Origin of the sequence: Thermogemmatispora sp., from assembly GCF_042408735.1 — a bacterium.
GTDB lineage: Bacteria > Chloroflexota > Ktedonobacteria > Ktedonobacterales > Ktedonobacteraceae > Thermogemmatispora.
This window is the reverse complement of record NZ_JBHOQV010000085.1, coordinates 1-5,964: the sequence shown is the minus strand read 5'-3', so window position 1 is coordinate 5,964 and position 5,964 is coordinate 1. Positions and strand designations below refer to the sequence as shown.

At 63.7% G+C, this 5,964-nt stretch carries 4 protein-coding genes; all 4 read left to right on the top strand.

The window, feature by feature from the left end; genetic code table 11:
* Positions 1–100: 100 nt before the first annotated feature.
* The gene (locus ACFMO7_RS06785; RefSeq protein ID WP_376794763.1) at positions 101–769 is read left to right on the top strand and encodes a hypothetical protein; all 669 of its coding nucleotides are present in this window, start codon (positions 101–103) and stop codon (positions 767–769) included.
* The gene (locus tag ACFMO7_RS06780) at positions 763–1,497 is read left to right on the top strand and encodes a hypothetical protein (RefSeq protein ID WP_376794762.1); all 735 of its coding nucleotides are present in this window, start codon (positions 763–765) and stop codon (positions 1,495–1,497) included. The genes ACFMO7_RS06785 and ACFMO7_RS06780 overlap by 7 nt, the downstream gene beginning before the upstream one ends.
* 37 nt (positions 1,498–1,534) lie before the next feature.
* Entirely contained in the window at positions 1,535–1,894 is a 360-nt protein-coding gene (locus ACFMO7_RS06775; RefSeq protein ID WP_376794761.1) for a hypothetical protein, read from the top strand.
* Between the two features lie 126 nt (positions 1,895–2,020).
* The coding region (locus tag ACFMO7_RS06770; RefSeq protein WP_376794760.1) for a DUF6094 domain-containing protein at positions 2,021–5,964 on the top strand (3,944 nt) is incomplete at its 3' end.

The window sequence follows — 5,964 nt, the reverse complement described above, 5'->3', positions numbered from 1 at the left end:
ACAAGGTCATGGCCGTTGCGCTTTTCTTTTCTCTCCTTTTCTCCACACATTCGCGATTCAACCTCTCTAACAAATAAAAACTCCTTTTTGGAGGTGTATCATGGATCTCCTCGTTTCTTCGCCCGATCGCTTTGCCCCGCGCACCCATCAGCAGGTGCTCACGAACCTCACGAACCTGTCTCCCGAGGAATTGGCCTGCATGGGCAGCGCTCTTCCAGGGCACTGCTTTGGCAATGCCCTTCGGCTGCTGCAGCGCTGGCACGATCGCTTTCGGTTGCACTATGTCGAGGGATGGTATCTCGCCATCGCAACCAATGAGGCCACTCATCGCGCTCATGACGGGAGTCTGCTGCTGAATGCCACGCTGACATTGAGCGTGCATGGCTGGCTGGAGGATGCTTCCAACGCCATCCTTGATCCAACGCTCATCAGCATTCTCCTCAGCAGCCCTGAGCCTCCCCTGCGGGTGCTGTATCTTCCTGCGGTTCGCTACTCCGCGGGTGAGCTTAGGCACCTGCTGAAGCTGGAGGGAGCGTGGCTCCCTCTGGCCCTTTGTCTGGCAGATTGTCTGGCAGAGGCGACGCAAAGCTACCTGGTCGCCTACCAGGTAGCTCGCAAGGTCGCCACGGCAGTGATGGATCTGGCCGCAGCGGTCCATCAGCCGTTAGAAGCCGCTGAGTTTCCCCAACTTCTCGCCAGGGACCTGCTGCGGCTTCCCCCCCTGCACCTGCGCGGTGGCGGTAAGCAGGAAGGGGGGGCATCATGGTAGAAGGTGCCGCCGCCTGGGGAACAACTCCTGTGCGGCCGTACGACCCCCGTGGCCCCGTGGGGATGATGCAGTCCGATGGCTTCCAGGCCCCGGTGGGGGCCGTGCTGCTCGATGACCAGAAGGAGGTGCTGTTGCTCGCTTGCCTTACAGGACCGCGGGCCACCGTCGCAGCCCTGTTTGCCCAGCTCCTGCAGGGCAAGATGGTGCTCTTCTCTTCGACCGCTGCCACGACGACAGAGTGGAGGAAAGTGATGCCTGCTGAGACCTGGCTGCGTGCTTCCGGAAGGTATCGGCAGATTGCCGTGCCGCTCGTCTGCACGCGGGGCGTGGTGGCTGTGCTGCTCAGCCATTCCCTCGATCTGCAGCAGGCGTGCTCTCGCACTCCCAGGTTCCCTCCGCAAGCTCTCTCTCCCCAGACAGCCGAGGAGCCGTCGTCAGAACCCCTGGCCCCTGTGTTAGGAGATGGCATCCTGCTGGGGAATGTGGGAGAGAGCCGGCCAGCCCTCTCGACGTTTCTGGTGTTCCTCAGGGCGACGCGAGCCATTCTCCCTTCGGGAGAGCGGCTCGCCCAGTGGGCTGAGGTCCTCTGGGAGGCTGGTGTGCAGGAGGGCCTCATTGAGCCGCTGCCTGCAGCCGGCATTCGCGGGTGGAAGGTCGTCGGTCAGGCAGCACGGTGGAATGATTGCATCATTGCATCTTACGCAGCGCAGCTGCATTGGCCTCATTGAAAGATGGACTCGCAGAACCGCTACAGAGGAGGAGCTCATGAATCGCTTCACCCTTCACAGGAAGAAGCAGGAACACGGCTATCGCTTCAAGGCCATGCTGGAACTGGACTTCCTTGCCGATCGCTGGACAGGAGAAGGATCGACGAAGGAGGCGGCTCTCTCGGCGCTCTGCCAGGTCGCCAGTTCCTGGTTCGAGCAGCGCAAGCAGCGCAGCATCGACCCGCTCCTCATCCCCGGCAAGGGGGAGATCGGAGTGATCTGGTATGACTATGCAACAGATCAGTATGTGCTCCGATTCTACGATGCTGAGGGCCATCCATGCAGTGGCTGGACGCTCTCGCCAGATCTCGTCTCTCTCCGTCAGAGCGCCTTGCGGCGTCTGTATCAAGAGGGGTGATCTCAGGAGCTATTAAGCACACCTGAGATCACCCCTCTTCCCATTCTCCATAGCCAAGAATGAGCCGCCGGAGCAATTGGGAGAGGCTGCTCCGGCGGCTCATTCTTAATAAGACAGGAGGATAGCGTGAGTACCCCTCCATCGTCTTCTATTTTACCACACGGCCGGCTTGGCAATCTTGCCAAGGCGGCCTTTGTTCCTACGCCACCGAGTGTGGCTGAGGCCATCATGGCGAATCTGCTGCGGGTGGGTGAGCCGCCGCGGACGCCGGTCCTTGACCCTGCGGCGGGCGAGGGGGACCTGCTGCTGCCCGCTTTTGAGCGCGGGATGCCTTGCTTTGGCGTGGAGATTGAGCGCGAGCGCGCCGCCAGGGCCCGCGCTCGACTGCCAGGGTCGACGATTCTGACCGCTCCTTTTGAAGCCGTCACCGCTCGGAACCGTTTCTCCTTGCTCCTGGTCAACCCGCCCTATCTCGCGGAGGCGGGAGGACAGCGGGAGGAGTATGTCTTCGTGAAGAAGGCTGGTGCCTGGCTGCGGCCTGGGGGGATTCTCGTGGCGGTGATCCCTGCGAGGAGCGCCTGGTCTGCGCTGATCCAGCACCTGGTGCGCTCCTATGAGGACATCCGGGTGTGGCGCCTGCCCGAGCAGGTTGCAGATGGTCCCGGCTTCAGTGCCTACACCCAGCTGATCGTGTGTGCCCGCCGACGAGCCAGGGCCGTGACGCCTGCCTCCCCAGAGCAGTTCGCCGAAGCCCAGGTAGAGGCTGCTCACCTGCAAGAGATTGCGTGGGCAAACGGCAGGTGGCAGAAACAGGTGCCGCCTGAGTTGCCTGCCAGCCCGCTCCCCGATCCCTATAAGGTTCCGCCGGCTGAGCGGATGCCATCGCTGTTCCTCGAGGTAGAGAGCACGGAGGCTGAAGTGATATGGCAGTTTCTGCCGCAGTCGGGCCTGGAGCAGCACGCTCACTGGCGTTGGGCCACGGAGGGCCAGGGCCTGCAGGAAGAGGCAGATCGGCCACAAGAGCTGGTGATGCCCTACAGTAGCAGCACCCTGGCACACATTGCAGCCAAGATCCTGAGCGGCGTCCTGAACGGACGGTTTCTCAGGGGTCTGGGGCCAACCGCTTCCCAGGGGGCTCTTTTCCAGGCCTTTGTGATTCAGCAATGGAGCGAGGTCCCCCTGACCGCCGAAGAAGAGGAAGCGCTCAGGCACACGGGCGTCCAGCGAGCCTATGCGCGGCTCCGACACGAACTCCCGGTCGTCGGTCTGCTGTCCAAGGATGGCTGGCACTACCTGACGGGTCCGGAGGCGCTCCGGTTTCTGGCCCAGGCCCAGGAGCAGCTGGTAGAGCAGCTCCTCTCGTTGCCCCACAGGATTGATTATCCGCTCGATCCGACGGACCGGGAGCTGGAGATCCTGCGGCAGGTCGGGCGCGATAAGCAGTTAGCAGGCGTGCCCTGGCCAGGGCTTGCCGACCAGCAGATCCACGCCATTCTGGGGATGTACCGTGCGCTTGAGAGATCTCGCCGCGTGGTGCTCTTGCAGGCCGAGCCCGGCACAGGCAAGACCCGCATGTGCACCGGGCTCACGGCACTGCTCGCTGCGGACTGGCGCCAGCGTCGACCTGGTCAGCGTTGGATCAAACGATTGCGCCGCGCCTGGCTGAAGGAGCCGTTCCTGCGGGACCTCTTGGGGGTGGAACCGGTCTATGAAGCCCGCGTGAGCGGCACTGGCCTGGAGCAACCACAGCGACGACCTCGGCTGGTGGGCTATCGCAAGGCGGGCACGGACCAGCTGATACGGCCTCGGGACGCAGGGCCTTCCAGCCTGCCGGTGCTGGTCACCACGCCGCTGCGGGTGGCTCTGGAGTACCAGCGCGAGGTAGAGGCCTGCTGGCCGGAGGCCGAAGTCTACCTGGTGCGGACGGTGGACGAAGCCCGCGCCTGGCTGCAGCGCTGCGCTACCAGTCAGGCGCCTGCCGTGGTGGGGATCGTGCCGCACTCCCGTTCCCAAGCGCTGGACCTGAGCTGGCGCCCGGCTGTCCTTGAACGGAAGCGAGACAGGATCCTGTTCTGTTGCACGGACTGTGGGCAGGTCATCACCGCGCGGCCCTGGCAGGCGCTCGGCGAGGCCTCTGGGGAAGAGGAGGAGCAGGGCGATCTCGTGAAGCCGGCGGCACGCCCTTCCGACCTTCCCCCCGTGGGGAGCCGGCGCTGGTTTGAGCTACGACCGCGCTGGCACCAGTGCCCTGATGGCAAGCGAGCCGCGCTGTTTACCTTCTGCCGACGCCCTGAGACGGAGCGGCGTCTCAGGCCGCTTGCCTTTGCGGAGTGGTCGCGTCTCATCAAGCACCACCGTCCGCCCGATCACGTGCATGGCTGGCGGCTGAGCGTCGTGGGGGAGGAGGTTGAGTGGAGTAAGGTCCCTGCTACGCACTCCCTCTCTCCTTTTGAATGGCTCTACCGCTTTGCTCGAGGGGCCATTGGGCTGGTCATTGTGGACGAGAGCCACAATGCGCGCAGCCGTTCCTCAGATCTGGCCCGGTGCATCCAGCTGGCGCTGGCTGCTGGTCAGCAAGGCGTGCTGGCCAGCGGCACGCACTACGGCGGGAATATCGAAGGGCTCTTCCACTATTGGTATCGGCTCGTTGATGCGGCGTTGTGGAAGCGGTGGGGGCTGAGTTGGGCCGAGATCGGACGCGCCCAGGAGCTGTTCGGCATGATTCGATCCGTGGTCAAGGAGTACGAACCTCCCCCTTCGAGCAAGAAGCGGAGGGGGGATATGATCGTGCATACCAGCACCTCGTCCGCTCCGGGGATCTCCGTTCGGCTGCTCCCCTTCCTCCTTGACCGAATGGTCTTCCTGTCGCTGCAGGACATGGGGGCGCTCATGCCCCCCTTGCGAGAAATCCCCATCCTGGTCAGGTTAGAAGATTCTCATTGCCAGGCAGCGTGGACGAGAGCCGCCCAGCTTCGCGAGCACTCCCAGCTTCTTCGGAGGCAGGCAGCCAGTGCTGAGGCAGGGAGAGAGGAGGCCGACGAGATCGAAGAGGAAGCCAGGAGCCTGCTGGAGGAGGCCAGGGAGCTGGAGGCCTGGGCAGAGGCCCGCGATTTGCGCGGAGCCTATCTGCGCCTCTGCAGGCAGATGGAAGAGGATGCGCGCACGAACCAAACGGTGCGCATGGCCTGCGCCACCCTGCCGCGCTGGTTTGTCTGTCTCCCCTGCGACAAGCCATTTCAGCTCGTGCTTACGAGGCGGAGCGCCTGGGGGGACGAGCAAGGCCAGGAGGTGGTGCTGAGCACCCCGGTGCTGGCGTGGGACTATCTCTATCCGCTGGAGAGGAAGCTTCAGGAGCTCATCAGCCAGGAGCTGGCGGAAGAGCGCCGGGTCCTGGTCTACGTGGAACAATCCCACTCGCGCAGCATGGCGCGTCGGCTCAGTTTTGTGCTGCGCGAGTGGCAGCACTGGCTCTGGACGCTTCCCGATCAGGTGAAGCCGGAGGAGCGCCAGCAGGCCATCTGGCATGCCGTGGCTCAGGGCAAGCGCATCATCATCGCTCAGTATCGAGCGGTCTCCGAGGGCCTCAATCTGCAGTTCTTGGACTCCATTGTCTGGTTTGAGCTGCCATTGAACCTCTTCCTGCTCGACCAGGCGTCAAGACGCTGCTGGCGCCTGGGACGCCAGGGGGAGGTGAGAGTCTATTACCTGGCGTATGCCGGAACCCCCGCGCATGCGAAGCTGGTCAGGCTGGGTCAGCAACACGGAGCCGCCTCGGCCTTTGCGGGTCAGTTGGCCGAAGGGGGGCTCTCAGAAACGACAGCGGCAGATCAGACCGCGCTGGCGCAGCTAACGCTCCATCTTTCCAGCCATGAGGAGGTACCAGGCAGGGAGCAGGGCTCCGACCATCTGGCGCTCCTGATGAGCTTCGATGGAGATATCGCAAAAGCCGAGGAGCAGCTCACGCAGGCATTCGAACGTCGCCGCGCAGAAAGGCAGCACAGGCGCCAGTGGTTCGGGGGCTACGAGGATCGACTGCGGGAGCGCCTGGCCCAGTGGCACCACCTCGGCGC